21 protein-coding genes are annotated in these 25,359 nt (G+C 40.9%); 9 read left to right on the plus strand and 12 right to left on the minus strand.

Features of this window, described 5'->3' with window-relative positions; genetic code table 11:
* Window positions 1-2,826: MBG domain-containing protein (locus WG906_RS12185; RefSeq protein WP_339992928.1), on the plus strand; the 2,826-nt coding region annotated here is incomplete at its 5' end.
* A 287-nt stretch (window positions 2,827-3,113) separates the two neighbouring features.
* Here the strand turns inward: WG906_RS12185 and WG906_RS12190 are convergent.
* From WG906_RS12190 to WG906_RS12200, 3 genes are all read right to left on the minus strand, one after another.
* Complete coding sequence (locus WG906_RS12190) at window positions 3,114-3,689, minus strand: helix-turn-helix domain-containing protein (RefSeq protein WP_339992930.1); 576 nt, start codon at window positions 3,687-3,689, stop codon at window positions 3,114-3,116.
* Between the two features lie 211 nt (window positions 3,690-3,900).
* On the minus strand, window positions 3,901-5,724 hold the full coding sequence (locus tag WG906_RS12195; RefSeq protein WP_339992931.1) for an NPCBM/NEW2 domain-containing protein: 1,824 nt from the start codon (window positions 5,722-5,724) through the stop codon (window positions 3,901-3,903).
* A 56-nt stretch (window positions 5,725-5,780) separates the two neighbouring features.
* On the minus strand, window positions 5,781-8,003 hold the full coding sequence (locus WG906_RS12200; protein ID WP_339992932.1) for a glycoside hydrolase family 43 protein: 2,223 nt from the start codon (window positions 8,001-8,003) through the stop codon (window positions 5,781-5,783).
* Between the two features lie 493 nt (window positions 8,004-8,496).
* Between WG906_RS12200 and WG906_RS12205 the strand changes: the two genes are divergently transcribed.
* Window positions 8,497-8,778 (plus strand): type II toxin-antitoxin system TacA family antitoxin, encoded by a 282-nt coding sequence (locus WG906_RS12205; RefSeq protein ID WP_339992933.1) that lies wholly within the window; start codon window positions 8,497-8,499, stop codon window positions 8,776-8,778.
* Between the two features lies 1 nt (window position 8,779).
* Window positions 8,780-9,283 (plus strand): GNAT family N-acetyltransferase, encoded by a 504-nt coding sequence (locus tag WG906_RS12210; RefSeq protein ID WP_339992934.1) that lies wholly within the window; start codon window positions 8,780-8,782, stop codon window positions 9,281-9,283.
* Between the two features lie 31 nt (window positions 9,284-9,314).
* Here the strand turns inward: WG906_RS12210 and WG906_RS12215 are convergent, their stop codons facing one another.
* The 8 genes from WG906_RS12215 to WG906_RS12250 all read right to left on the minus strand — a co-directional run bounded on the left by WG906_RS12215 (window position 9,315) and on the right by WG906_RS12250 (window position 17,240).
* On the minus strand, window positions 9,315-9,458 hold the full coding sequence (locus WG906_RS12215; protein WP_339992935.1) for a hypothetical protein: 144 nt from the start codon (window positions 9,456-9,458) through the stop codon (window positions 9,315-9,317).
* Between the two features lie 487 nt (window positions 9,459-9,945).
* On the minus strand, window positions 9,946-11,490 hold the full coding sequence (locus WG906_RS12220; protein WP_339992937.1) for an MFS transporter: 1,545 nt from the start codon (window positions 11,488-11,490) through the stop codon (window positions 9,946-9,948).
* Window positions 11,491-11,518: 28 nt separating this feature from the next.
* On the minus strand, window positions 11,519-11,797 hold the full coding sequence (locus tag WG906_RS12225; RefSeq protein ID WP_339992938.1) for a DUF6755 family protein: 279 nt from the start codon (window positions 11,795-11,797) through the stop codon (window positions 11,519-11,521).
* A 4-nt stretch (window positions 11,798-11,801) separates the two neighbouring features.
* Window positions 11,802-12,320, minus strand: coding sequence for a Rieske (2Fe-2S) protein (locus WG906_RS12230; RefSeq protein WP_339992939.1), 519 nt, complete (start codon window positions 12,318-12,320; stop codon window positions 11,802-11,804).
* A 3-nt stretch (window positions 12,321-12,323) separates the two neighbouring features.
* Complete coding sequence (locus tag WG906_RS12235; protein ID WP_339992940.1) at window positions 12,324-12,893, minus strand: 4Fe-4S dicluster domain-containing protein; 570 nt, start codon at window positions 12,891-12,893, stop codon at window positions 12,324-12,326.
* 22 nt (window positions 12,894-12,915) lie between these two features.
* A complete protein-coding gene (locus tag WG906_RS12240) occupies window positions 12,916-15,132 on the minus strand; it encodes a molybdopterin oxidoreductase family protein (protein ID WP_339992941.1) in 2,217 nt (738 codons plus the stop codon).
* A 27-nt stretch (window positions 15,133-15,159) separates the two neighbouring features.
* Window positions 15,160-16,236, minus strand: coding sequence for an MFS transporter (locus WG906_RS12245; protein ID WP_339992943.1), 1,077 nt, complete (start codon window positions 16,234-16,236; stop codon window positions 15,160-15,162).
* Window positions 16,237-16,814: 578 nt separating this feature from the next.
* Window positions 16,815-17,240, minus strand: a complete 426-nt coding sequence (locus tag WG906_RS12250; protein WP_339992944.1) for an ester cyclase — start codon at window positions 17,238-17,240, stop codon at window positions 16,815-16,817.
* Window positions 17,241-18,037: 797 nt separating this feature from the next.
* Between WG906_RS12250 and WG906_RS12255 the strand changes: the two genes are divergently transcribed.
* Window positions 18,038-18,277 carry a hypothetical protein gene (locus tag WG906_RS12255; RefSeq protein ID WP_339992945.1) on the plus strand — a complete coding sequence of 80 codons (240 nt, stop codon included), beginning with the start codon at window positions 18,038-18,040 and terminating at the stop codon, window positions 18,275-18,277.
* Window positions 18,278-18,331: 54 nt separating this feature from the next.
* On the opposite strand, the gene WG906_RS12260 is transcribed toward WG906_RS12255, so the two are convergent.
* On the minus strand, window positions 18,332-18,616 hold the full coding sequence (locus WG906_RS12260) for a hypothetical protein (protein ID WP_339992946.1): 285 nt from the start codon (window positions 18,614-18,616) through the stop codon (window positions 18,332-18,334).
* A gap of 589 nt (window positions 18,617-19,205) precedes the next feature.
* Between WG906_RS12260 and WG906_RS12265 the strand changes: the two genes are divergently transcribed.
* The 5 genes from WG906_RS12265 (at window position 19,206) to WG906_RS12285 (ending at window position 25,228) form a co-directional block, all read left to right on the plus strand.
* Window positions 19,206-21,593: a heavy metal translocating P-type ATPase gene (locus WG906_RS12265; protein WP_339992947.1), complete on the plus strand. Its 2,388-nt coding sequence runs from the start codon at window positions 19,206-19,208 to the stop codon at window positions 21,591-21,593.
* A 3-nt stretch (window positions 21,594-21,596) separates the two neighbouring features.
* Complete coding sequence (ccoS, locus tag WG906_RS12270) at window positions 21,597-21,749, plus strand: cbb3-type cytochrome oxidase assembly protein CcoS (RefSeq protein WP_339992948.1); 153 nt, start codon at window positions 21,597-21,599, stop codon at window positions 21,747-21,749.
* 215 nt (window positions 21,750-21,964) lie between these two features.
* Window positions 21,965-24,079 carry a cytochrome-c oxidase, cbb3-type subunit I gene (gene ccoN / locus WG906_RS12275; RefSeq protein ID WP_339992949.1) on the plus strand — a complete coding sequence of 705 codons (2,115 nt, stop codon included), beginning with the start codon at window positions 21,965-21,967 and terminating at the stop codon, window positions 24,077-24,079.
* A gap of 94 nt (window positions 24,080-24,173) precedes the next feature.
* The gene (locus WG906_RS12280) at window positions 24,174-24,350 is read left to right on the plus strand and encodes a hypothetical protein (protein WP_339992950.1); all 177 of its coding nucleotides are present in this window, start codon (window positions 24,174-24,176) and stop codon (window positions 24,348-24,350) included.
* Window positions 24,347-25,228 (plus strand): cbb3-type cytochrome c oxidase N-terminal domain-containing protein, encoded by an 882-nt coding sequence (locus WG906_RS12285; RefSeq protein WP_339992951.1) that lies wholly within the window; start codon window positions 24,347-24,349, stop codon window positions 25,226-25,228. Before WG906_RS12280 ends, WG906_RS12285 begins: the two co-directional genes overlap by 4 nt.
* Window positions 25,229-25,359 lie beyond the last annotated feature (131 nt).

Consider the following 25,359-nt stretch of genomic DNA (forward strand, 5'->3'; position numbering starts at 1 on the left):
TTAAGCCAAACTTATGATGGTACTGCAAGATCAGCAACTGCGACTACTACTCCTGCCGGTTTAACAGGAATTAGCTTTACCTACGATGGTTCGCCTACTGCTCCAACCAATGCTGGTTCCTATGCAGTGGTCGCTTCTCTTAGCAACGCTAATTACGCAGCCGATGATGCCACAGGTAACCTGGTGATCGGAAAAGCGACTGCAAGCCTATCTTTAGCGAGTTTAAGCCAAACTTATGATGGTACTGCTAGATCCGCTACGGCGACTACTAATCCAGCTGGATTAACCGGAATTAGCATTACTTATGATGGTTCTTCTACGGCTCCATCCAATGCTGGTTCATATGCTGTAGTTGCTTCGCTGACGAATGATAACTACCAGGCTGATAATGCAATTGGAACACTTATATTGGCTAAAGCTTCTGCTTCAATTGTTCTGGCTAGCTTGTCTCACACCTATAATGGGTCTGCAAAATCGGCAACTGCAGCAACAACTCCTGCCGGATTAAGTGGTGTTAGTATTTCGTATGCCGGTTCAGCAACGGCTCCAACCAATGCCGGTACATACGCTGTGGTTGCTTCGCTGACTAATAATAATTACCAGGCTGATAATGCCACAGGTAATCTGGTGATCGGCAAAGCGGCTGCTTCAATGGTTCTGGCTAACTTATCTCAAACCTACGATGGAACTGCAAGATCAGCTTCCGCCACAACTACTCCTGCCGGATTAGCCGGTGTTAGTATTTCTTACGACGGTTCAACAACCGCTCCTGTCAATGCCAGTTCGTATGCAGTGATAGCTTCTCTGAACAATCAAAACTACCAGGCTGATAATGCCACAGGCAATCTCGTCATTAGTAAAGCCCCCTCCGTAGTAAACATGAGTGATATTCTAGCAACGTACAATGGTAGTGAACATGCCGCTGCTGCTATCGCAACTGGTGCAGGTGGTTTGAACACAAGTAACAATATTATTTACAGTAACGTGGGAACTGGTGCAACCACCTATACTGCCAGCGCCACAGCACCAATCCTTGTTGGCTCTTATAGTGTTACAGCCACTTACATGGGTGATGCCAACCACACCGGCAGTAGTGCCAGCGCTACAGTGATTATCAATAAAAGAGCTATTACGATAACGGCTCATCCAAAAACCAAAGTTTACGGTCAGGCGAACCCTGTACTAACAGGAATATTGACTGGAGTCGTTAGTTCAGATGCTATTACCCCCTCCTATAATACTTCAGCTACTCAAGCAAGTGAGGTTGCGGCCGCTGGCTATCCAATAAATGCTTCCTTAAATGATCCCAATAATAAGCTGTCAAACTATACGCTGACAAATACATCAGCTGTACTTACCATTATAAAAGCAAATGCCACAATTACAGTTATTCCTTATAACGGGACCTATGATGGTCAGCCTCACACGGCAAGCGGAACAGCAAGAGGTGTGAATGATGAAGATTTAAGTAGTAATCTTTACCTTGGCTCAGCTTATACAAATGTGCCGGGAGGATCCAGCACCTGGACATTCACTGGTGGTACAAACTACAACGATGCAAGCGGCACAACTATTTTGACTATTATGCCGCAAACCGCTAACCCGATGGCAGATGCGTATTACACCGGGTCTGAGTTTTACTGGACTGCAAGTTCAACGAATAAAACAGCGACGCTGACGCTCGCCGCTACCATAAAGAACAGCGAGAACTTTACCGGAGATATCAGAACTGCCAAAGTTTCTTTCTTTATTAAAAATGGCTTAACCCTCACCCCCATTACAGGAGCTCAAAATCTTCCTGTAGATTTAATTAATCCATCTGATCTGTCTGTGGGTTCTGCGGCAACCAATGTTCAGTACAACCTGGGCAGTGCCTCAGCAACTACTCTGACTATTGCAGTTCGTATATCCGGTAATTACAATGCATTGACCACTGCTCAATATGATGCGCTGTTAACTATTGCTGTGCCCACCCCGGGTGGAATTATTGCGGGAGGAGCCAAATTACCACAAACTTCATCCTCCGGTTTTGTGCAAGGCGCATCAGACAGACGATCTGATATAAGTTTCTATGTCCAATACAACAAGAGTTTGAAAAATCCTCAGGGAAATGTGGAACTGATCATCAGAAGTTATAATGATCGTGATGGTAATACAGGCACGATTCTCCGGACATATAAAGTAAAAAGTACAGCCATATCCGTACTTGCCGTCACTAGTCCGAAGGCAGAATTTACAAGTAAGGGTAATATTGCTGAAATCGTAAATGGTGTTGAAGAAAGTATTGAGGGCAACCTGACGTTCCAATTGAAAATCTATGATGCGCATGCCACCGGTGCCACGTCGCAGCTTGGATCAGCAGATCAGGTAGCAGTTACTATTTACAGAAGTAAAGGAGGTATCTGGTATTCAAATAATTGGAACGGTACCCAAACCAACCTGGGTTCTTTGTTTAGCGGTGTATTAAGTGTGTCAGGAAATGGAGGATCAGCTTCAACTTTAATTGCTGGCACAAGCAAAATGTCAATGATCAAACAGACTGATGAAATGCAGATATTTGTAATCCCAAAAGCAAACCTTACCAGCTATCCTAATCCATACAAAGAAAATGCTACGATAGCGTTCTCAGTCCCCCAGGATGAAGATTACAAAATGGATATTTACGATATGAAAGGTTCATTGATAAAATCCTTGGCAGGTGGCAGGGCTAAAGCTAACAGCAGGATTGAAGTTAATATAGATGGGAACAGTACCCCTGCGGGTATTTACATTCTGCGTCTGACCACTAAATCTGGCGTACAAACCTTACGGATGATACATGAATAATCCAGATAAGGGTCTTGTGCTCAAAAGTAGATTTTGCAAATGTCCGTCAATCAAAATTTGAAACAGTTCGGATTAAATGATAAAACCCTCAATTTTCCATCCGGATATTGGGGGTTTTTCTTTAATAGAAGACTTTACGATATTTTCTGATGAGGCCATTACCATCAAACAGTCGCTTTTGGGTTGTTGCTTTTATGCCGGTAGAAACTCCTCGGGAATGTCCCGGAAAGCAACCTGATTTTTATCTTTTGGTCTATAATTAACAAATCCGTTAATCAAATCTGGTTTTAAACAAAAATGTCTATGTAAACTACCTTATCTGAAACTGGAATTATTCCATGTTTCTGCAATGAATTGAAGTATAAACTGTCACCGCTTTTCAGGATATATTCTATGTCGGCTACCTGCATTTTCAATGTCCCTTCCACAATAAAAATAAATTCTTCTCCTTCATGCGAAAGCTGATGAGGTATAACTTCGCCTTTTTTAGCCACAAATAAGAAAGGCTGCATCTTCTTTTCGTGAAACTCGGAGGCATATGGAAAAATTGAATACCCTTTTTCAGTAAAAACCAATTTATCCTCAGCTTCTTTTCTTGTAGTCACTATAGCTTTCGCCCATCCATCATGTTCAAATAAATTTGAAATATTTGTACCCAGAGTTTTTGCTATTTTAACAAGTGTCGCAACTGAAGGTATGGTTTTGTTATTTTCAATTTTTGAAATCATACTTTTAGAAAGGCCGCAACTATCAGCCACTTCCTGCAAAGTTCTTTTTTGACTAATACGCAAAATTTTGATTCGATCACCCACCTCTAAAGAACCTGTTACACTTTCTCTAGGGCCTACAATTTCATTTTCCAAGGTTTTTATTAAAATTTATAAGCTTCAAACTTAAGTAATTCAACTTTGTTGAACAAGATGAAACAAAACTATTTAATTGAAACAAAATCCTGGCCGTTCGGATAAACGTTCCAGCACAAAGGAAGAAATGGGTCATGCAGCATCCTTACCATTACATATAATGCCTGGGTCTCAGTCTTTAATAAATCCTAAGAACGGCGCCTCTGATAAGTTAAAGTTTGCTGATTTTGTATAAACCTGCACCATGTTTGTTAATTACAGGTGCAAATTTCCCCGTGTATCTCCCAAGTACTTTTCCTGACCATAAATCAGTTATTGTATAAGATGATGTAAGGCCAAGCTCTTTTAAATTTACTTCAATCTTAGCGCTTTCCGGAGGTACCTCACCTGATGGGTTCTGAGTATAAACCAGAAATTTAACGGTAGCACCGATATTCTGAACCGCACCGGCATTATCTAAACCTATCTGCGATTTAAAGCGGGTATATCCTTCCGGGATATCGAATTCAATAATAGAATTTGAATGAACGCCTATGCCATTCTCGAATTCCCTTCCACTAACAATCAGACTACTGCCTGAAACTGCTTTATTGATATGTGCTTTTCCCCAGCCGGACGAAGCCTTCACCCATTTTAGCTTTGTTAATAACAGGGAGTCTTTCCCATTATATAAAGTAGGTGCAATCCAGTCGGCATGATCCCAGTCTGTATTATCCCCTGCATCTGTAACAACCAAATATAATTTCCTGGCACCTGAGATATTTAAATCTAAGTCCTTTCTATGTCCCTTTGTTTCCCGGTTAATTATCCCGCTATTCCAAACAGCTTTTTCTTCAATCGCCGTTTTCTGATCTGCGATATTAAATACTGCTAAATATTTAGCGCCAGTTTTGGGTTCATCTGCTATCCATGCAGCTTTTTCCTCATCTCTGAAAACAGGTTTATTGTTGATACTTCCATTTAAAACGCTGAGGACCCGTTTGTTGGTAAGCAAAGAAAGTGTGAACGGATCATTATCAGGGAGGTTACCACCAAACATTAAAGGAGACTTAAAAATACTCCAAAGGGTCATTAACGTATATTGCTCATCTTTAGTAAAATTGGTCATTCTTGGATTTCCTCTCTCTGCACGGATCCCAATCCGACCAAGCGGCAGCATATCTCCGTCGGGATAGGCCCCAAAACTGCGCCACTTATTCCAACGCTCAAATACTGAAAAATGCTCTTTTAATTGTTGCCAGCTATCCCAAAAATCTCCAACTGTCCGCCACATATTGGCATTGTTCTGCACATGGCCTGCAGAAGCGATCGGGGTTTCTCCAGGAGAGGTGCTCAATAGAATTTTACGACCAGTTCTGTCTATTGCCTTTCTTATCATTTCCACCTCTTCCGTAAAATAAATAGGAGACGATAAATCGTCTACTTTGACAAAATCAAGTCCCCAGGATGCATACAATTCAAACAATGAATTATAATACTCCTGTGCTCCCTTCTTCCCCGGAACAATGGTGTACATATCCCTCAACCATCGGCACTGGTCCTTTTCCGAATAAATATCGCGGGCAGTAACATTTGTTCCTTTTATTGGTAAATTCTGTTTTACAGCGATTACAGGTATTCCACGCATGATATGGATGCCAAACTTTAACCCTTTAGCATGAAGGTAATCAGCCAGCGGTTTAAATCCTTTTCCTCCTGCCGCAGAAGGAAAGCGATTTACAGCCGGCAAAAATCGACCGTATTCATCCAGCACGTAATCAGGGTTTGTTTCATTATACCCATGTGCTTTATCATTTCCTATATACCACCTGATATCCACAATAACATAATTCCAGCCATAAGACTTCAGGTGTTTTGCCATGTAATCGGCATTTTCTTTTACTTCAAATTCTGTTACCGTTGGTCCGAAACAATCCCAGCTGTTCCAGCCCATAGGGGGCGTTGGTGCCCATTTATGAAAGTTGCTTGTAGATTGCGAATACCCAGAACTAAAGCTGGCAAGGAAACATAAAACCAAAAAGTACCTTTTTGTCATAAACTTTAAATAATTCATCGTATTTGAGAAAAAAAAATTGAATTGTATAGGTGAACCTATTTACTGTTTTTTTTAATACTTACTGCCTTAATACCCTCGTGGGTTGGGAATATCTGTTTGATGCTCCCGTCTTTATTGAATACTATCTTGTCAATGCATACTTCGCGATTAAAGCCGGCAGCATCACCCATTGTAATTCCTTTTGGATAATTAAAACGGTGATATACAATGTACCATTCATCTTTTCCAGGTATCTGTAGCACGGAGTTGTGCCCTGTAGCATAAATTCCGGATTCTTTATATGTTTCGATAACAGTATTATTTTCAGGAATCTCAATCTTATCCAGAGGACTAGCCGCTGTTCCGTATCGAACTTTGTATTTTACACTCCTGGTATCATCTTCAGACCACATAAAATAATACTTTCCGTTTCTGAAAAACACAGAAGTACCTTCCCTGAAAGTATTATCGGGCGTTAAAATTTTAGTGGAACCAGGTTTTAACGAGACCATATCGTCACTTAATTCTGCCCCGGCCATATAGGTATTTCCCCAATACAAATAACTTTTACCTGTTTTAGGATCGATAAACACATCGGGGTCTATTTGCTGGCCCCTCGTTACTCCTTCCGGATATTGATTAATAATCGGCTTTCCTGAATCGACAAATGGGCCTGTAGGGTTATCGGCTACTGCTACGCCAATTTTTTGTGCGGCTGTGAAATAATAAAAATATTTGTACTTACCATTGATTTTCTTTTCAATAATACAGGGTGCCCAGGCGTTCTTTTTCGCCCAGCTAACATCTTTTGCCAGATCAAGAATTACGCCTTCGTCTTTCCAGTTTACAAGATCAGGTGATGAAAAGGTTTTGAAGTAAGTGCCGCTCCAATTGTTAAAGCCATCGCTTGTTGGATAGATGTAAAACCTACCTGTTTTTTCAGAATACAAGATATCAGGATCGGCATAATATCCTTCTAAAACAGGATTATGGTATTCTTTTGCGATAAGTTCATAGTTTTCTGGTTTCTTTCCCTGTATTTCAACTGTATATTTCACCGGCCCGGATGCAAAATTAATTGTGGATTGCGTACTGATCTTTACCCCTGGAAACACTAAAAACCCGGGTTTAAATTCTTTCAAGCTAGTACCTGGTTTAACCAGCAGAGATAGTGTGTTTGTTACAGTATCTAAAGAAACGTTTATTGGCTTTAGCCCTTTAGCCTTGACAGATAATATAATTTCATCAGCCGGCATCCATTTGCTTACTAATGATTCTGCTTCTTTTGCAGTTATTGGAATAATAGTTCCATGGCGGGGATGGAAATTCATGCTTACCTCATTATCAATAACTTTAAAGGTTTTGAGGTCTGTACTTTTAGTAAACTGATATTTTCCGTGCATATATACATCATACATCAGGATATAACCTTCTCCATTGTTTAGCTTAAATACGCCAGCACCTTCCACCGGATCTTTTGTCTGCTGAACCCGTTCGTCCCGTAAAACATAGCCTTCGGTTAATTTATCAGAAACTGCGATTTTAATGCCCGGAGCTCCGCTTTCACCCTTAAAAAACAGGTGATATATGCCATCTTTTAAAATAATATCGCCATCTATGCAGGCTGAGTTTGTAGGACTGAAAAAAAGTTGCTTTGGCTCCGTTTCAAGATCGGTGAAATCTGCGTTGGCATAGGCATAATAAATTTTGTCTGGATCGCTACCGTGCTTCAGAGAAAAATAAACCATATATTTTTCTGCTTTGGCATCATAAATGGTTTGCGGCGCCCAAACACGTTTCAGGTTCTCATTACCGGGATATTTTTTCTGTATATTAACAACACTTGATGTCCAGTTGAGCAGGTCTGTAGATTTCATCAGCACCATCGCCCGGTTCGAATCCCAGCCCTTAGCCGCCACCATATCAGTAGCTACCATATAAAATGTTTTTCCATCGGCTCCCCGTAGTATATGAGGGTCCCTCACTCCTCCCGAAGAACTGATTGCCGAACTGTTAATGACGGGCTTGTTGCCATTTAGTGCCCTGAAGTTATAACCGTCGTTACTTATCGCAAAGCGTATTTCTTCCTCCCGACCTCCATTACCAGTAAAATAAGTGAAAAGATAGGCTGTGAATTTTTCATCATTGACATCTTGAACCTGGACTGATGGTATAGCACTGACAAGCGGCTGGGCATTCGTTGCAATTGACAGGGTTAAACAAAGGCCAAGGCTTAACCAGCCCTTTGTGATCAGGAAAGTATTTCTAGGTGTTGTCATCAAATTTGAGTTATAGAGTACTTTAAATATCGAATTGTTAATATTTAAAATACTTAATTTCAATTAATTAAGGGAAATGGCTAGTATTTGGTTAATAATTGTATGATTGACAATAGTAATGAAAAAATACATGGTTCCAAAAACTTATCAAATAAGGATGTCATTTTGATGAGTCGCTTAACAATAATGCGTAATGAATCTGAAAGCTGCTTTCATCGTTCAAATTATTTAAAACAAGCTTGTTTTGTACGGTAACTTTACGTACATTTGATTTCACTAATGCGGATAAGGTCATTCAGATATGACCACTATCGGCTAAATGGAAAAATTAGAGAAAAATAGAAATACAAATTGAAATCGGTTTCCACGAGGAATCGAAAACATACAGATTAAGAAGATTTTAAAGATAATTCAGCGATAAAGCGAAGTGTAATTAAAATAGGAATCTCAGAAACGGAACAGTAAAAAGATAACAGAAGAAAAGATAAATAAAATGGCAGCAGTAATTAACGATAGAATTGATGTTCGCATTAGCAAGGAACAGAAAGAGTTAATTAAGTACGCATCTGAACTGAGCGGATTTAAGAGTCTTTCTGAATTTATAGTTTTTCACATCCAGGCCCAGGCCAGCAAAATAATAAAAGACAGCAGCACGATACTGCATACGATTGAGGATAAAAAAACATTTTTAGAAGCGATATTAAATCCACCGGCTCCTAATGATGCCCTTAAGAACGCTCATTTAAATTACTTAAAATTTAAGGAAAACCAGTGATGTGGAAATAATAATCTTGCAAAAACAACATAATCGGGGACGTTTCAATAGTAATACCCCACTTTTAGATGAATACATAAAAAAGCAGGCTTCACAGGATGTTCGGAAAGATCTCTCTGCCTGCTACGTACTTGCAGATGCGGCAGATAAGGTGATCGCTTACTATACTTTGTCTGGTAATGCTTTACCGCAGGAAGGCTTGCCTGATGACCTGCTTAAAAAACTGAGGCTACCCCGGAGCTACAGAGACCTGCCGGCAGTCCTGCTAGGAAGGCTTGCGGTAGACGAACAGCACAAGGGCAAAAGATATGGGGAACTACTTCTGATGGATGCCTTAGATAGGTGTCTGAGGCTCTCCACACAACTTGGAACGCTGGCGGTAATTGTAGATCCGATTGATGAAAAAGCAGTTAGCTTTTACAGAAAATACGGTTTTCTATCCTTAAAGGACAGCGAAAAAATGTTTCTCCCGATGGAAACGATCAGGCAGCTTTACAGGCCCTAAGACCTGATAAAACAACAGTAAATGCGAGCTCCTATATAGCTTTCTTTGATATCAGGCCATCTGTATTGGCCGGATCGGTGAACCGGCCTTTTGGGGCGACACAACTGGATAGTACCCTGAAGCTGAAAAGGTTGCCGCGAATTCTTCGGTCGGCTACAACACCAATAACAGCCATGCGGCCGCTGTACAGTCTACCCGGAATATTAGTGGTATTAATTTAAACTTGTCTATCCGGTTAACAATTAAGAGATCCTATTTTGTAAATTTTATAATGTCAGAAAGGGCCAGCTATGGTTATGCCCTGACAAACTCAAATCCACTTATCATTAACGCAGGCCTGGAGAAAATTTTATTTAAAGAAAGAGTCCTAAGCATGAATATTAGAGGCAGTGACCTACTCGCAAAGGGAAAAATATTTCGTGTATGGTAGCAGGAACACCATTATTGATAGCCGTAACAAACAGCAAACAATGGTTATTTCCCTAAACTTAAACTACAACTTATTTAAATTTGGTGGCAAGCATTTCCGGATCGACGGAGATTAAGCTTTTCGGAGGTTATAATGGTTCCAAGAGTTCCTCTCTTGATACAGATCGGAGTCGTTATGTTACCATTGAGGCATAACCTTACCAAGAGTATCTGACCGCACTTCCTCTCCAAACTTAACGAAGCAGTCCTGTTTTCTTTTTAGCCTGAACAACTTTCACTAAAGGCGGACGCTCAAATTTGCCGGTTAAGTCAGGAGTTCGTTTTGACATCATTTTTGTGATTACCATATGCATCCATGTGATACTAAAGATAGCAAGGCCACAAATGAACATCCAGGAACTTGTCCAGAGCCCGGTGAAGTTAAGAAGGTAGCCAAATAAAATCGGCCCGATGAAACCGCCCAGCCCTCCTATTAAGCCTACCATACCTCCAACAAGCCCGATTTGTGTAGGAAAATAATCGGGTATATGCTTGAATACCGCAGCTGTGCCGATTCCCCAGCACACACCTGTAAGCAATACCAGTATAATGAAAATCCACTTGTTTGCCTGGAAATATATCTTGGTTGTGCCTTGGGCGAGCAATTGTTTCTTTGAAATCTTATCGCCCGGCTTAACCCTCACCTCGTGCCATGATTCTTTAGCGGGTAATAACAATACCTGGTTATCTACGTCGGAAAATTTTTTACTTCGCTGAACAATGGGATAGCTTTTGCCATCTACTTTAATCTGTGTGGCACTTACTTCAGTAACAACACCTCCTTTGGTAGCCATAATACCCGAACCTGGGGAGGTTATTTCCATCTGAGGAACTAAAAGCAAAAAGCTTAGAATGATAGTGGTACTTAAAACGCCATACATCACCTTCCTTGCTCCATATTTATCCGACAAAACTCCCCCGAGAATACGGAATACACCTGCCGGTAAACTGAAGCAGGAAGCATACAGTCCGGCTTCGACAAGGCTGCAATGATATACGTTTACAAAGTAGGGAACCAGCCATTGGGAGAAGGTTACAAAACAGCCAAACAAAAGGAAATAATATAATCCGAACCTCCAAACCCTGATTTCTTTTAAAGGCGATAATAGCTGCCCTATTGATTTGTTGCTTGCTGCGGGCTTCTTGTTCTCCGCGAATATAAAGAACGATAAACCTACGTTTAAAAGGACTACCGAATAAATTACGGGCAGACTTCTCCAGCCTTCGGGGTTTGTTCCGTTATCTGTAAGGCTGTTTAACAAGCTTGGCCCAACCAATGTAGTTATCGAAGCTCCGGCAGAACCCATGCCGAAAATACCTAATGCCCTCCCCTGCCAGTTTTTTGGATACCATACCGAAGTGAAGCCGACACCAACCGCAAAGCTAGAGCCTGCAAGGCCGAAGAAAAAGCTAAGTATTAAAAAGTCAGAATAAGAATCTGCCTTCGACAGCAAAAACATAGGAATAGAACAAAGAATAGCAAGTGTGCCAAATACCCATTTTCCGCCGAACCTGTCTGTTAAAATACCCATTGGCAAGCGGCATACAGCTCCGGTTAAGACCGGAATTCCCATGAGCCACCCTATCTGCATCATATTCCACTGAAAAATTCCATTATCGGTAAGGTAAGTAACCAATACTCCGTTAATCATCCAGGCCGAAAAGCACATCAGAAAACCGAAGGTGCTTAAAGCCAGAATTTTATGCGATTTAAATGTGGGTGTTGCTTCTGCGATCATCACTAGTTCTTTTTCTTTACAGATGCCTTTAGTTGTATCGAGTAGTATAAAATTCTTTAACGGTATGCTTCTTAACTCCCCCCGGTAAATAATACAACCAGAAAAACCCTATCAGGAACAGGAACAAGGAAGCGACAAAAGCCGGGAAGGCGATATCTTTATGGTCCGCAAGAGCATTATTCAACGCCGTATACAGCAGCCAGATCTGTATGGCTACATTAAATATCATCACAATGATCAATGCCAGCAATAAGGTGCCGATTTTATTGGGATGGGCCTGGTTCTGAGCCTCTCTAAATGTACTCATATAACTATGCCCTATCTTTCTGCTTAGGTTCTACAAATTGCTTTACATAAATACCGTCTGGCTTTTCAAGAACGTCCAAACGTGGAAGCGAACGTGGCGGAGGCCCTGCAAGTACCTCACCGGTCAGTGCGTTAAACCATCCGTTATGACATGGGCATTCTATTTTCCCGGTGCCAGGCTTGTAAAAAACGGCGCAGGATAAGTGGGTGCATTTTTGTTCGTAAGCTCGTAGCTGTCCATCTTCCAAATGAATCAAAACATAGGGAATTGTGCTTCCGCTGATCACAAAAGAACGGGTTCCACCTACCGGAATCTCGCTTTTCTTACATACAAAATGCTCGCCTTCAATTTTTTCTTCAGGAAAGAAATTAGCCTTTACCGCAACAGCTCCGGTGCCGGCAGCAAGCCCTCCGGAAACGAGACATAAAAATTTTGCAAAATCGCGACGGGAAACCATACTTGATTCCATTTGATCAATCGGAAAATCTTCTTTCCAGTGGTTATCCTTATTCTTCGAAGCCATATCTTAATAAACTACAAACTCGGTGGTACCTTTCGGCATCATGATATTTACTTTGGTATTCACTTTCTCGTTTCCGAAAATGAAGTTGCTTACCGGCGAACTGTTTGGGCGCATACGGGCCATTTCTTCACGGGTACCGTAATACAGAGCCTGCGTAGGACAAACAGTAGCACACATTGGTTTTTTACCGGCACTGGTACGGTCGTAGCACATGGTGCACTTCATCATCAGGTCGTACTCTTCGTTCTTTTTAGGAACGCCGAACGGACAGGCCATAACGCAGTTGGAACAACCAATGCAGCGTGATGTATTGGCTGTATGAACAACACCAAATTCATCTTTAGTAATTGCATCTGCCGGACAAACACTCGCACAGGCCGGTTCCTCGCAATGCATACATACCTGCACGGTAGTTTGCACTGTAGTTGCACGATCCACATAATTTACGTGGATCATAGATTCCTGACCATTGGTTTCGCATTCGGCACAAGCCATTTCACAAGCTTTACAGCCAATGCAACGCTGCATGTCTATGAAAAACTCCTGGTTTTGTATATAATTAGTAACTGGCATAGTATCTTTTTAATGGATAGGATTAACTGCTTTGAAATGCTTTTGACTCTTTTGAAGGTGTGGCAAACTCGCCGGTTCCTTCTATTTTACAGGCACAAACCTTAAATTCCGGAATCTTGGAAACAGGATCTAAAAGGGGTGTAGTAAACTGATTTGCCGATTTTTTACCCGGCCAGTGATAAGGCAGGAAAATGGTATCCTTACGAATGGTTTCTACAACATGTGCAGGAAACACTTCAGAGCCACGACGGGTGCTTAACCTCACCAGTTCGTTATTACGAATACCGTATTTAGCTGCAAGGTCGGGGTGCATTTCTATTTTTGGTTCGGGGAAATTATCTACCAGCTTACCGATACGACGGGTTTGCGTTCCGCTCAGGTATTGCGAAACCACACGTCCTGTAGTCAATATTATCGGATATTCTTCGTCGGTAACTTCTCCCGGATCGCGGTATTTTACAGCGTTAAAGTGTGCTTTACCATCATTTGTATGGAACTTCCGGTCTTCCCAAAGTCGCTTTGTTCCCGGGTGATCTAATGACGGACAAGGCCAGAAAACGCCCATATTGTCCTCTATTTTTTGGTATGTGATTCCATAATAGTCTGCGGTACCACCTTTTGAGGCCACCCGCAGTTCATTAAAGATGTCTTCACTGGTTTTGTAATTGAACTTGTCACCATAGCCTAACCTGTTGGCAATATCCAGCAGAATTTCTGTATCCGGACGGGCCTCACCGGGACAATCTACCGCTTTTCTGATACGGATTACCCTTCCTTCTGCCGAAGTAACGGTTCCCTCTTCTTCTTCATGTAGAGATCCCGGCAAAATAATATCCGCGTGACGGGAAGTTTCATTCATAAAGAAATCGATACACATGTAGAACTCAAGTTTCTCAAAAGCTTCGCGAACGAAATTGTTATTTGGCAGCGACACCAATGGGTTGAAACAAAGGGAAATAAGTCCTTTTACCTCGCCCCTGTGGATAGCTTCAATCAACTCGTAGGCTGTATGCCCTTTGCCCGGCATATCTTTTTCATCGATACCCCAAACCGCCGAAATATATTTTCGGTGTTCCGGATTTTCAATATCACGGTTTCCCGGAAGCTGGTCACATTTGTGGCCGTGCTCCCTTCCTCCCTGCCCGTTTCCTTGTCCGGTAATAGTCCCGTAACCACAATAAGGTTTACCAATACGGCCGGTTGCAAGTACCAGGTTAATACAGGCTACCACATTGTCTACCCCTTTGGTATGGTGTTCAATACCACGGGCATGCAGTAAGAAACTGGTTTTTGCCTGTCCCCACCATTTGGCGGCAGTTTCAATCTTTTCTTTTTCGATTCCTGTTATTTCTTCGGCCCACTCCAGCGTATAATCTTTAACTATATCCAGAGCCTCCTCAAAACCACTCGTATGATTATTAATAAAGTCATGATCAAGCATGTCATGATCGGCCAGATACTTCAGCATGGCGCCCAGTAAGGCGGAGTCTGTTCCGGGTTTTACCGGCAAATGTAAATCGGCAGTTCTGGCAAGCGGAATCATACGCGGATCTATCACAATCAGCTTAGCGCCATAATCTCTCGCCCTCCAGATCCAGTGTGTAAGCGTAGGGAACGTTTCGCTGATATTAGCGCCTGTAACAATAATAACTTCCGCACGCTCGAGGTCTTCAAAACTGTTGGAGATACGGTCGAGCCCGAAAGCCTTTTTATTTCCGGCACCGGCACTTACCATGCATAAGCGACCATTATAATCCAGGTTTGCTGTTTTTAAAGCAACACGGGCAAATTTTCCAACCAGGTAACTTTTCTCGTTGCTTAAAGAAACACCGGAAAGCATTCCAAAAGCATTGTTTCCATATTTTTCCTGGATACGCTTAATTTCAGAGACGGTATGCGTCAGGGCATCATCCCAGTCCATACGCCTAAACCCATTACCTTGTGCACGCCGTAAAGGATACACCAGCCTGTCGGGATGATTATTCTGCAGATAGCGCTCAACGCCCTTCGGGCACAAACGGCCTTCGTTGAACGGGAACTCCATCCAGGGTTCAAATCCCACCACCGTGTTATCTTTAACCAGCAGCTTCATACCGCATTGCATGCCGCAGAAACAGCAATGTGTTTTAACTTCTTTGTCTGGTTCATCACGCCCTGCGAATCCTTCTTTAGGCGGATAATTTAAAGTTGGGCCGAATTTTTCTATAAGTTCCTCTGCCGAAACGGGAAGTTTTGCCATAAAAATCTTGTTTGGTATTATAAAAAATTAACCGAAAAGCCTGCCGCCACCTTCCTCGCGGGCTTTTAAATGCGCCATTGCAAACCTTGAACGTTTTCCTTCAGGACTTAAATCGAGATGGGAACTTCCGTCGGGCAGCGAAAAATCAAAGCCTAGTTCTTTGGTTACCTGTTTTAAATCATCAATATGCATTTGCGTAGCAAACTCCTCGCCCGTATGCGGACAAACAGCCATACCACGTGCCTGACCTTCTCTTTTATAAACATGGGCCATTAATTGTGCAGGCTTTTGTATAATGTGGAAGAACTTGCCGAAGGGAATCCAGATAAGAAACATGATTACAGTGATGGCATGTGTTACAGCCATAAAATCGTAAGCAAAACCTTTCATAAACTCGTAACTATACGTTAAGCCCAGGCCGGTGCCGGCGATAGCAAAGAGCAGAATAAGTGGCAAAAGATCTCCCTCGAACGACTGGGTAGCAATTAGTCCCGGTTTTGTTAAGCGGCGGCGCATAAATATCACTACCCCTATTATTACCATCCAGGATGACCAGTTTAGTGCGTGAAACACTAGGAATGCCATTACTGAGCCCAGTTCAAACTCCATCATTTTGAAGCCGAAAAAATGTGCCTCATATAAGCGGATGCTATCGGGATTCAGGCTTGATCCGGCTTTCAGCGTAAAATGTATCCAGCCAAAAGTTAAAGGAAATGTTATTGCGAAGGCCAGTGTACTGCCGAACGCCATAAGGAAGTGACCAATCCAGCGATCGCGGCCGCGTTTGTAGATAAATTTTTGAAATGCAATATTTTCAACAGTATCCTTCGTTAAAAAAAACAGATGTGAAAAAAAGCGTCTGCTAAAGATCAGCTCCCTTCCTCTGCGGAAATACATGCGGGTTGGCGGTCTTTGTAACCACACCGAATATCTGTAAACTACACCAAAAAAGGCAAAAACAGTACCGAATAAATACGCAATTAAGGCGGCATCAAAGTTCTGAAGCTCCCTGGAACCATAAAACACCAGAGCAATTGTGATAAGTGATATCACCGTTGCATTCATTAGTGCTTTTCTGTTCAATAACAATACAGCCCTGATCATATCATTTAGCTAAAAACATCTTAATAACCATCAAAAATATGACGAAAATCATATTTTTTCTTATCTTTTTGATAATTGTGTTAAAATATTTTAAAACAGTGCCGTTTTTTTTCTCATTATCTGATGATTAATAAAAAAAGATAAATCAGGCAACAGCCGGGGTAAAAACAAGAATATTATCAAACAGCCAAGTCAAACATCAGGAATTTTATTTTCATAAAAAATCGGATAAAAACGAACTGACTCGTGAAGAAATTCCTGAATTTAGACACAATTTATTATCGGTATGGAAAGAATAAAGCCAAAATTTTCAGAGGCTTACTATAAATATAGTAAAAGCTATTAGAATTTTCGAAGGAAATGAATTATTCCAAAACAAAATGTTTCTTATGGATAAAACAAATCGGTCCTTTTCTCAAAAAATAGGAATGGGTAAGGCTAGAATCAAAATATGGTGATATCATGGTTTTGGCAAACAGAGGAATATTCCTGTTTTTTGAAAATAGAATCCTGTCGTTCGGTTAAGATATCGAGTTCAATTGAAAAGCGAAGAATTCATCAAATAGATGCGTTTCCGTTTAAACGAAGCCAAGTTGCTGCATCATAGCCATCTGATCCCATAGTTCCCAACGCTTTGCTACTTTCCCATTTACTACATGATCAATAATCAACCCTTCAATTTCCACTGTCCTGCCTGTGGCTGGCATTTCACCGAAAGATCCTGTATTTGTTCCTTTGGCGGTCCATCTTGTACTAACTTTCTGGTCGGACGCAAATTGATCATTGATAGTAAAATGGAGATCCGGGAACGCCGCCAGGAGACCGTTCACCATTTGCTTGAAATTCTCTAATGTAAGGTCCCGTTGTGGATTACCATTAATGTGAATAACACAATCAGGCTGGAATATTTCGTCTGCCACAGAAACATTGCCGCTGTTCAACCCGTCAAGCCATTTCTGTTCGTAATCTGAATTTACTGTTGGAGTACTTTCTTGACCAATCATAATAGAGCGTTTTAAAAGTGACAAATTAAATTTACTTAAAAATTAGTTGGTATGAAAGCAATTGGCAGGATAATATTTCTTAGTGATACCTATATCGGACCAACACATTTTAACTCCTGAAGGAGATGTCGGGGGCCAATCTTTCCGCATCTTTTTAGTCTAACGGTGTCATTTTTTATTGCACCAACCCATACATTTCGCTTTTCTGATTCTTTAATAATTCCAGCGATTATCCGCTACCGATATTGTATTATTTCGTTTATGCCAGAGGTGGTTTTTTAGGAGGGATTTAACTATTCTCTAAAAAATCAAAATATCGTTCATCACGGAAACTGGCCATTTCGTCACGGCAACTGACCATTTCGTGTAATAGATTTTTTACACTGATTTCCAAATAGTAGATTTATTGAGATTTGGGTTTACACTTCCCGGTGTTTACCAATCGATGAGTTACAAATTTATGCTATCTGATGAAACAATTTTCTAAATTACAGGCGCAAGCTATCCTTAATAGTAGGATTTGGGAGAACTGGACAGACCAACAAATCGTACGGTTCCAGTTATTACAAAATAATCCAATAATGCCATTTTCTAAATTTCATCTCACACTTGAGAGATATCTTGGAAGGCCGGTTTGGTCAGTCGAACTTGATTTTCAAAAAGATAAACTGCTTAGAGCAATACTTAAAACTACAACGATCCCCACTGAGGATGAGATTAGAAGTTTAATTCCAGCTGATATTCTTGACTCTGATTATAGGTTCACGCTTAATTAATCAATAGAACGATACCATCCCATGTGTAGTAGTACCAAATATCCAGGATTCGAGTATTCATCGGATCAGCTTTCAAAATTTCTTGCCGCCGGTCAGATTTTCACTATCAAACTATTGAACAACGATATCGTACATCACGAGGTCGAAGATCCGAAATTATTCAAGCAATGGTTGCTGGATCATAATATAGAAGACATAAGAGATTATACTTTGGACCTGGAGCATTTAAGGTCGAAACCAGAGCATCTGCATTTACAGTAGCAAATATAAGCTTCAACGGAATCTATGGCTACTTTTAAACTGGTACCAAAAAAATCAATTCTGCTTCTCATATACCATGTCAGTTCCGTTTAAAGTAACTCTTCCTTTATTAAACTTTAATACAAATGCCATAATTTCCATGGCATCATTTGCCATAAACTTAATTACGACATCAGAGGTAAACTCAACTCTGTTATGATTCCCCATTTCTTTATCGATATTCTGAGACCACGTCCCTGTTATTTCGCGCTGGCTTGTTGAGTTCACAAAAGATATAATTGCAGATGAGTCAGACCTCAGTTCAAATTTGCTTATATTATTTGGTCTGGCTTCCTTCATTGATTCTCTGCTTAACCCCCACTTTCCTACAAGGTTTTCTTCGGTAGCATAGCCGGTTTCCGCCGCTTCTTTCTTGCCTTCTTGTGTACAAGAGTGTAAATGTTGCCCAACAAATTAGCAGTAATGAACAGAACTTAAGTTGATTTTCCATTTTATTTTTGATTTATAATTCTAAGCTTGCCGCTAATGAGTGCTTTGCGTATAGCCGCGTAAATATCTAAATATTCAGTGGTTTGCCCAACCTCGTATTCGTTTCTATCAATTTTCTAGGACTATTTAATCGGGTGGACTTTAACTCTTTCAATGAAGGTTCTGGTACCGCGTGCTTACCCAGGCGTTTTCCGAAAAGCTGATGGAAAAATTAGTCGGAGTTATCGAAACTTTTTCAACGGAAAAGTTCAAAAAAATTGATCAAAAAAAGTGATGAAGATCATTTTTGGTATTGACCAGCCTCACACCCGACGGTTGGGTACCACAGTACTTTTGATACTAAACAAAAATCAGATGAGAACGGTCGCATACTGCTTAAGAGTTCGCAAATCCATCAGTTTAAAGTAACGATAGCTCAATAACAGGAAAGCAAATAATTATGGCTGCAAATACCGTAACCGAAATTCAATGTTATCACTGCGGAACTGAAACAACAAATTCTGCATATATATTCGACAATAAGCCATTCTGTTGTACAGGATGTCAGAGCGTTTACCAGGTTTTATCATCGAACAGCTTATGTGATTATTATCGGTATAATGATACACCCGGTCAGACACAAAAAATTCAGCAACAACAATACTCCTATCTGGATGAGGAAAATATAGCCAATGATCTTATTGATTTTAAAAATGATACCATAACGGTTATTACATTTTATATACCTTCCATTCATTGCAGTTCGTGCATCTGGCTGCTTGAGCATTTGCACAAGCTAAATACTGGTGTAATACATTCACGGATAGATTTTTTAAAGAAACAGGTTTCCATCACCTTTAAACCTCTTGAAATTTCCCTGCGTAATCTTGTTGAACTATTGGTATCAATCGGCTACGAGCCATTGATAAGCCTGCAGGATGTTGTTAAAGAAAAACAAGGTTCGGTCAATCGGCAGCTTATTCAACGAATTGCTGTGGCAGGTTTATGCATGGGGAACGTCATGCTTTTCAGCTTTCCTGAATATTTTGGCCTTTCGGAGTTTGAACAGCAATATAAAACGCTCTTCGGCTGGTTGAACCTGGCGTTTGCTGTTCCGGCAACGGTTTATTGCAGTCGCGATTTTTTTACCTCTGCCTGGTCAGGATTAAAAAACAAACTCATAAATCTTGATGCTCCGCTGGCCTTAATAATAGCAGTATTGTTTCTTAGAACTGTATTTGAAATTACAACTCAAACTGGTGCAGGATTTTCAGATACCTTAACCGGCCTCATCTTTCTATTGCTGATGGGCAGATGGGTAAAACAGCGAACCTATTCTCATCTCTCTTTTGAACGCGATTATCGGTCCTACTTTCCTGTAGCGGTAACTATTTTAAAAGATAAAAAAGAAAAGTCTGTAGCAATAGCCGAGCTTTCAATTGGCGACAGGGTTTTTATTCGTAACAATGAAATTCTTCCTGCTGATTCTATACTCATGCGGGGAGAAGGCTTTTTTGATTTCAGCTTTGTAACAGGCGAATCTGAACCAGTAAGAAAAGTACTTGGAGAAATTGTGTACGCCGGAGGCCAGCAGGTTGGCGAAGCAGTTGAACTCGAAATTATTAAACCGGTTTCGCAAAGTTACCTTACCAGTTTATGGAACAACGAAACGTTTACAAGCAGTAAAACCATCCAGAATTTTAATGACAATGTTGCAAAATACTTTAGTGTTGTAGTATTTATTATCGCCCTTTCGGCTGCCGGTTATTGGATTTATTATTCTGATACCAATAAAGCATGGGCTGCATTTACTGCGGTACTTATTGTAGCTTGTCCATGCGTGCTCTCGCTTAGTACACCATTCACCCTTTCGGCGGTTCTCGCGCTTTTTGATAAAAACCGATTCTATTTAAAAAATACCGATGCGGTTGAACAACTGGCAAGGATAAATACCATTGTGTTTGATAAAACGGGAACCATTACTTCCCCGGAAGCGGTCGATATTTCATTTTCCGGGAAGTTAACTGCTGAGGAACAAATACTTGCAGCCTCTATTGCCCGAAATTCATCGCATCCGCTAAGCCGCGAAATTATTAAATGGATAAAGCCTGAGACATTTCAGCATGTATATAATTTTATAGAAACTCCGGGCAGGGGGATTGCCGGATATATAAAGGATCAATATATCCTTCTCGGGAGTCAATCATTTGTACCATCCGCTAAAAATCTGATTAGTGGTGCATCCAACGTGCATTTAGAAATCGATGGACAGTACAAGGGTTGCTTTCAAATCAACCATCAATGGCGCACTGGCTTAAAGGGTATTTTTATTGAGTTGTCTGAGCAATTTAATCTGCATTTGCTATCCGGCGATAATGAAAACGATAAAAGTAGTTTACAGAAGTTTTTTCCAAATGTAAATCAGATGTTTTTTAAGCAATCGCCGCAAGAAAAACTTGAATATATTAAAAATCTGCAGGCTAAAGATAAGAAGGTAATGATGTGCGGTGATGGTTTAAATGATGCCGGTGCGTTAAAGCAAAGCGACTTTGGCATCGCAGTTACGGATAATATTAACAATTTTAGTCCGGGTTGCGATGCCGTTCTGCAGGGCGATTCTTTGAAACAACTACCAAAGTTTATCGCTGTGGCGAAAGATGCAATGGAAACAATCAAGTTAAGCTTTTCAATAGCAAGCATGTATAACCTGGTAGGTGTCTATTTCGCCGTCCAGGGAACCCTGTCTCCGCTCACTGCTGCAGTATTGATGCCATTAAGTACCGTTACCATTCTGTTGTTCGCATCGTTTTGTACGAAATACCTCGCTCATAAAAATCGGTTAAACTGACGTATGAATATCATATATTTTCTAATCGGTTGCAGCATCTTCATCGCGCTTATTTTTCTTATCGCATTTTTTTGGGCCATGCGAAACGGACAGAATGATGATATGCAGACTCCGGCTATGAGGATTCTGTTTGACGACGATAAGCCTGGAGAGTAGGGTTTATTGTGATAGATCAGGTGTAGCCTGCTTATTGTACGGAACCTGTTCATCATTTTAACAAATCCAACACGCCCCTGCCCTTCTATTTTCGCTATAGAAATTGTTTTTCCTTTTCTAAAAAAGTGACGAAGATCAGTTTTTGCCGGAATCTTCATCATCAAGCCGTTTTATCGCTCCTGATAACTTTACACCTGTAAAATCCATTCAACTTTATGCTTGAGAAATTTAGTTACGACAATAAAATTGTAAGAAACTTCGGTATAGCCACCGTGGTGTGGGGAATTATCGGGATGACGGTAGGACTGCTGATCGCATTTCAGCTATTTAAGCCCTCTCTAAACATGGGGAATCAGTACACAACTTTTGGCAGAATACGTCCCTTGCACACTAATGCGGTAATCTTTGCATTCGTGGGTAACGGTATCTTTATGGGGGTGTATTATTCGCTGCAAAGGCTGCTTAAGGCTCGTATGTTTAGCGATATATTAAGTAAAATACACTTTTGGGGATGGCAGCTCATTATTGTTTCAGCCGTGATAACCCTGCCACTTGGACTTACCACATCGCATGAATACGCCGAACTTGAATGGCCGATTGATATTGCCATCACTCTAATTTGGGTAGTATTTGGTATCAACATGTTTGGTACAATTATCAAACGCCGCGAACATCACATGTATGTAGCGATTTGGTTCTATATAGCAACCTTTGTAACTGTTGCTGTTCTGCATATTGTTAACTCATTTCAATTACCAATTTCAGCTTTTAAAAGTTATTACTTATACGCCGGAGTACAAGATGCGCTGGTACAATGGTGGTACGGGCACAATGCGGTCGCATTTTTCTTAACTACGCCTTATTTAGGGATGATGTATTATTTTCTTCCTAAAATGGCAAACCGGCCGATCTATTCTTATAAGCTAAGTATCCTTCATTTTTGGTCACTCATATTCATTTATATCTGGGCCGGGCCGCATCATTTACTCTATAGTTCCTTGCCCGGATGGGCTCAATCTTTAGGCATAGTTTTCTCAATCATGCTGATAGCGCCAAGCTGGGGAGGTATGATAAACGGATTACTTACGCTTCGCGGAGCATGGGATAAAGTGCGTGACGATGCTGTTCTGAAATTTATGGTGGTCGGTTTAACCTCTTACGGAATGGCAACTTTCGAAGGGCCTATGCTTTCCTTTAAGCAGATTAATGCCGTCGCACACTTTACCGACTGGATTGTAGCTCACGTACACGTTGGTGCATTAGGCTGGAACGGATTTTTAACTTTCGCAATTCTGTACTGGTTAATTCCAAGAATTTATCAAACACAGCTTTACTCTAAAAAGCTGGCCGGTTTCCATTTCTGGATAGGCACGTTCGGGATATTGTTTTATGCGATACCAATGTATTGGGCCGGTTTTACACAGGGCCTAATGCTCAAAGAATTTACTCCCGAAGGCATGTTGAAGTACCCTGGTTTCCTTGAATCCACGCTTCAAATTATTCCAATGCATATGTTCAGAGGAATGGGTGGCGTTTTGTATCTCACCGGGGTATTGGTTATGACTTATAATCTGGTTAAAACTGTAAAACAAGGTACTCTTTTAGCTGACGAACCCGCCGAAGCAATGCCTTTAGCACCGGTTTTTATACCTCATGCAGGCGAAAAAACTTGGCACAGAGCACTTGAGCGCAAGCCAATGCGCTTTCTGGTACTGTCTCTTATTGTTATTCTGATTGGTGGAATGATAGAAATGATGCCAACCTTCCTGGTAAGTTCTAACGTGCCAACAATTGCGAGTGTTAAACCTTATTCTCCGCTTGAACTTCAGGGGCGCGACATTTACATTCGCGAGGGTTGCGTTAACTGCCATTCTCAAATGGTGCGGCCATTCCGTTCTGAAACCGAACGTTATGGTGAATACAGTAAAGCCGGTGAATTTGTGTATGATCACCCGTTCTTATGGGGCTCAAAACGTACCGGACCGGATCTGCATCGTGAAGGCGGTAAGTATTCTAATGCATGGCATTTTAATCACCTTATGGATCCGACCACCATGTCGCCGGGCAGCATCATGCCTCCTTACTTATGGTTAATTGAGCAACAGCTGGATATCAGCACAACAGCTTCAAAAATTTCAGCAATGCGCAGTCTGGGTGTTCCATATGAAGATGATTTTGAGGAAACAGCGAATAAAAACCTTGAAAATCAGGCAGAGATGATTGCAAAAAATCTGGCGGCTGATAATATCAAAGTGAAAAGCGACAGAGAGATAATTGCCGTTATAGCTTACCTCCAACGATTAGGAACAGATATAAAAGCGGAAAAATAGGTAAAGAAGGTTGTGGATACGGGGTATATGTATCACCTAACTTACAACATTCAACCCAAAACTCACAACATACGACCCTTAAAATACACCCCAAATGTTTAAGCAATTTTTAAATACCGTAACAGATAGCAATATCTATTTAATTACCTCACTCTGGATATTTCTGATCTTTTTTATCCTGGTAACAGTAATGCTGATTATAATGAATAAGGACCACATTCGCCACATGAGTGAACTGCCATTAAACGAAGACAAACAGGAGAATTTATGAAAAGATATTTAACCTGCATCACACTGTTATTTGCAGCGAATTCTCTGTTTGCAGAGGAAGCTGAAAAAGTTCAGGCAGCAGTCGGCTCGGGAGATCTTAAATGGGATATGCTTATTATAGCGTTTGTGGCTACTATATTGGTTTTACTACTTGTGGCGGTAACTTTACTCAAAACCTTCAACAGTTTATCTAAAGAGTTTCTAAAGCCTACTCCACTTGTTAAGGAGGAAGTCAAACCTCTTGAGTACCTTGAATGGGCCCGGCTGCAAAAAGAAAAACCTGGAATTACTTCAAGAATACTTGGATTAAGGCCGATATCCGAAGAAAAAGATATCTTAATAGAGCATGATTTTGATGGTATCACCGAATTAGACAATCCTACGCCAGCGTGGTTTATGTGGTTGTTTTATGCAACTATTGTTATTGCGGTAGGCTATATGTTACATTACCATGTATTTGAATGGGGGCAGTTGCAAGATGAGGAATATGCTACAGAAATTCGGGAAGCGGAGGCTGAAAAAAAAGCTTATCTGGCTAAATCGGCTAATTTAATTGATGAGAATACGGTCAAAGAAAATAGCGATGCAGCAGTTATTTCTTCAGGACAGGCAATTTTCAATACCAATTGCGTGGCTTGCCATGGCGATAAAGGGCAAGGTGTTGTGGGGCCTAATTTAACCGATAATTACTGGCTTCATGGTGCAAAAATTAATGATGTCTTTAAAAGCATCAAATATGGTATCCCTGAAAAAGGCATGATTTCATGGGAGAAAACCCTGAGCCCTAAGCAGATTGCTGAGGTAGCGAACTTCATTAATTCATTGAAAGGCAGTAATCCACCGAATGCGAAAGCACCACAGGGAGAGAAAGAAGGATAGTCGATTTTTCTGAGGAAAGGATATAATAGTTGAAGTCCTCTTCTGAGATGGAGAAGTGAACTAAGTGCCTATAAATAAGGAGAATGGACTTTCTGAACGGCTTCCTTGCATCAAACGAGATGAGAAACAGA

The sequence above is a fragment of the Pedobacter superstes genome, assembly GCF_037622515.1.
Taxonomy (GTDB): Bacteria; Bacteroidota; Bacteroidia; order Sphingobacteriales; family Sphingobacteriaceae; genus Paradesertivirga; species Paradesertivirga superstes.

What these genes read in the sequence shown, in the direction of transcription:
- WG906_RS12195 (WP_339992931.1), bottom strand. Translation starts at nt 5,724, where the DNA reads ATGACAAAAAGGTACTTTTTGGTTTTATGTTTCCTTGCCAGCTTTAGT.
- WG906_RS12200 (WP_339992932.1), bottom strand. Translation starts at nt 8,003, where the DNA reads ATGACAACACCTAGAAATACTTTCCTGATCACAAAGGGCTGGTTAAGC.
- WG906_RS12205 (WP_339992933.1), top strand. Translation starts at nt 8,497, where the DNA reads ATGGCAGCAGTAATTAACGATAGAATTGATGTTCGCATTAGCAAGGAA.
- WG906_RS12215 (WP_339992935.1), bottom strand. Translation starts at nt 9,458, where the DNA reads ATGGCTGTTATTGGTGTTGTAGCCGACCGAAGAATTCGCGGCAACCTT.
- WG906_RS12220 (WP_339992937.1), bottom strand. Translation starts at nt 11,490, where the DNA reads ATGATCGCAGAAGCAACACCCACATTTAAATCGCATAAAATTCTGGCT.
- WG906_RS12225 (WP_339992938.1), bottom strand. Translation starts at nt 11,797, where the DNA reads ATGAGTACATTTAGAGAGGCTCAGAACCAGGCCCATCCCAATAAAATC.
- WG906_RS12230 (WP_339992939.1), bottom strand. Translation starts at nt 12,320, where the DNA reads ATGGCTTCGAAGAATAAGGATAACCACTGGAAAGAAGATTTTCCGATT.
- WG906_RS12235 (WP_339992940.1), bottom strand. Translation starts at nt 12,893, where the DNA reads ATGCCAGTTACTAATTATATACAAAACCAGGAGTTTTTCATAGACATG.
- WG906_RS12240 (WP_339992941.1), bottom strand. Translation starts at nt 15,132, where the DNA reads ATGGCAAAACTTCCCGTTTCGGCAGAGGAACTTATAGAAAAATTCGGC.
- WG906_RS12245 (WP_339992943.1), bottom strand. Translation starts at nt 16,236, where the DNA reads ATGATCAGGGCTGTATTGTTATTGAACAGAAAAGCACTAATGAATGCA.
- WG906_RS12250 (WP_339992944.1), bottom strand. Translation starts at nt 17,240, where the DNA reads ATGATTGGTCAAGAAAGTACTCCAACAGTAAATTCAGATTACGAACAG.
- WG906_RS12255 (WP_339992945.1), top strand. Translation starts at nt 18,038, where the DNA reads ATGTGTAGTAGTACCAAATATCCAGGATTCGAGTATTCATCGGATCAG.
- WG906_RS12260 (WP_339992946.1), bottom strand. Translation starts at nt 18,616, where the DNA reads ATGAAGGAAGCCAGACCAAATAATATAAGCAAATTTGAACTGAGGTCT.
- WG906_RS12265 (WP_339992947.1), top strand. Translation starts at nt 19,206, where the DNA reads ATGGCTGCAAATACCGTAACCGAAATTCAATGTTATCACTGCGGAACT.
- ccoS (WP_339992948.1), top strand. Translation starts at nt 21,597, where the DNA reads ATGAATATCATATATTTTCTAATCGGTTGCAGCATCTTCATCGCGCTT.
- ccoN (WP_339992949.1), top strand. Translation starts at nt 21,965, where the DNA reads ATGCTTGAGAAATTTAGTTACGACAATAAAATTGTAAGAAACTTCGGT.
- WG906_RS12280 (WP_339992950.1), top strand. Translation starts at nt 24,174, where the DNA reads ATGTTTAAGCAATTTTTAAATACCGTAACAGATAGCAATATCTATTTA.
- WG906_RS12285 (WP_339992951.1), top strand. Translation starts at nt 24,347, where the DNA reads ATGAAAAGATATTTAACCTGCATCACACTGTTATTTGCAGCGAATTCT.